The organism is Protofrankia sp. CiT1, from assembly GCF_917627335.1.
Taxonomy (GTDB): Bacteria; Actinomycetota; Actinomycetes; order Frankiales; family Frankiaceae; genus Protofrankia.
Genome location: NZ_CAKJTP010000032.1, coordinates 29292 through 31424, shown reverse-complemented (window position 1 = coordinate 31424; position 2133 = coordinate 29292). Strand labels below are relative to the sequence as shown.

The following is a 2133-nucleotide window of genomic DNA, read 5'->3' as shown; positions in this document are numbered from 1 at the left end:
AGCTCCGGTGGCCTCCAGGTCCTGGCCTCCGGTCGAATGCCACCCGAACGCGTCGGTTCACCGTGGCGGCCGGCGGCGGGCCTCCATCGCCAGCCGCCGCGCGCACGTGGTGTGCATGGCTCACTACCGGTGACCACTTCTGTCACCGGTAGCAAACCCGTCGTGCGAACGCCCGCCGACCGCCTGGGCCAATGTCTGGTCCGATGCCCCGCGACGATCCGGGCTACCCGCGGCTGCCGGCCCTACACATGGCTGTCGATGCCCGGAGGCGACGCTGGCGGTCGATTCCGCACCGTGCGGCCGGCGGTCACGATGTCGTTTTGATCAGCTTCCCATCGGCGCCGATCACGAACCAGACACCGTCGACGCCCTGCCCATCGACGTCACCGGGTCCCATGTCGCCGACATAGAGGTAGAGAGGCCAGTCGCCGTAAACCGCCTGGTTGGTTCCTTCGGCCCGGGTGACCTGCGACAGGAGCCCCTTGTCGGTGCCTGTCCCGGCGACGACAGGGGTGCGGCTGATCAGCGCGGGCCAGGTGGCGACGCACTGGCCCGTGCAGGTGCTGGTGCCGTTCTTGTCCTCAGCGAAGGCGTAGAGAGTCCGTCCGTCCTGGTCGGTCAGGATGGGCCCGAGGCTGGAATCTGCGATCTTGACCGCTACCGGCTCCGCGGCCTGGGTGGCCGGGGTAGCCGGGGTGTCGTGCTGGCCCTGGCCGGATCCGCTACCGCAGGCGGCGAGGCTGGTGACAAGGAGTGCCCCGAGTAAGAACATCCGGGTGCGCATGAGATTTCCTCCAGACAGGTGAGATGGATTCGGAACTCACACGTAGCCGTCCCCGCCCCAGTTCAACGGACGACAGAACCAAGCTGCGGTGAACCAACGGCAGCCCGCGCCACGTGTCTATGATGATCCGCCAAATGGACTCTATACGGAGCTACCGGTACGAAAGGATATGGGAGATGCGAGCACCCGCTTTAGCGCTGTCGACGCTGGCACTCAGTCTTGGTTTGGTCGGTGTCACAGCGGTGCAGGCAACCGCCCAGGCGGCCCCGCACACGCCGGACCACACGACCGTCACAAGCACCACCGCCAGGCCAGATCGCGCCGCTGGCATCCGGCGCGCCCGGCTCAAGCCGGTATTCTTCAAAGCCAAACTGGAGGGCTCCAACGAGGTACCGGTTGCCGGCAAACCAGCGGTCGGCGATCCCGACGGTAGCGCCACCGCCATCATCCGGTTGCAGGGTGACCGCGTGACCTTCGCGTTCTCCTGGAAGGGAATCGGCGCGCCGACACTCGGTCACATCCATCAAGGCGCCGCTGGCGTCAACGGCGATGTCAAGGTGGCGCTGTGGGGTACCGCGGTGCCAGAAACGGTGACCGCGGATGCGGGTGCTGTAACAGTCAGCGACCCAGCTATAGCGGACGCGCTGCGCGCGGACCCGGCCGGGTTCTATCTGAACCTGCACACACAGGAATTCCCCGGTGGCGCCGTACGCGGCCAGCTCACCAAGCTGGATGCGCCCGCCGATCTGCTCAGCCTGCTCGGGGGCAGTGGAAGCAAGGCGTTCCTCTCCGGTGACCAGGAGGTCCCGGTTGCCGGCGGTCCGGCGGTCGGCGACCCGACCGGTCGGGCGGTGGCGTTCATCCATCCTCGGGACACAGAGGTCGGCTATTCCTTCGCCTGGCTGGGTATCTCACCGACCCTCGGCCACATCCACAAGGGAACATTCGGGGTCAACGGCCCGGTCGTCGTGCCGCTCTTCACCACCCCGATGCCCAGCACGATCTTCGCCGTGGCCGGCACTGCCACGGGCCTTGACGCGGCGCTGGTCAAGGACATCGCAACTCAGCCTTCGAACTTCTACACCAACCTGCACACCGCACAGTTCCCCGGTGGCGCCGTACGCGGCCAGCTCTTCAACTGGCGCTGACCACCATCCGCCGGATCGCGAAGCCCGCGGCACTCCGCCGCGGGCCCTGCAATCCGGCGGACACTCCCCCACACCAGCCACACCAGCCTGGCGGCAATCGCGGCCCGGCGGCGGCCACTGAGAGCGCCCGAGGATAGAGCGTTCGGTCAGGGAGCGGCTCATCCGCGCCCGATCCGGACAGTCCTATTCTCGGGCGCTCTC

Annotated in this window: 2 protein-coding genes; one reads left to right on the top strand and one right to left on the bottom strand. The window is 67.4% G+C overall.

The features are described from left to right. Positions 1-307 precede the first annotated feature (307 nt). Positions 308-784 (bottom strand): hypothetical protein, encoded by a 477-nt coding sequence (locus MJ785_RS08095; RefSeq protein ID WP_239309007.1) that lies wholly within the window; start codon positions 782-784, stop codon positions 308-310. Between the two features lie 176 nt (positions 785-960). Between MJ785_RS08095 and MJ785_RS08090 the strand changes: the two genes are divergently transcribed. Beyond that, the gene (locus MJ785_RS08090; RefSeq protein WP_239309005.1) at positions 961-1932 is read left to right on the top strand and encodes a CHRD domain-containing protein; all 972 of its coding nucleotides are present in this window, start codon (positions 961-963) and stop codon (positions 1930-1932) included. The last annotated feature ends 201 nt before the right edge of the window (positions 1933-2133 follow it).

Bases quoted from the DNA above. Each gene is read 5' to 3' on its own strand.
- MJ785_RS08095 (WP_239309007.1), bottom strand. From the start codon at position 784: ATGCGCACCCGGATGTTCTTACTCGGGGCACTCCTTGTCACCAGCCTC.
- MJ785_RS08090 (WP_239309005.1), top strand. From the start codon at position 961: ATGCGAGCACCCGCTTTAGCGCTGTCGACGCTGGCACTCAGTCTTGGT.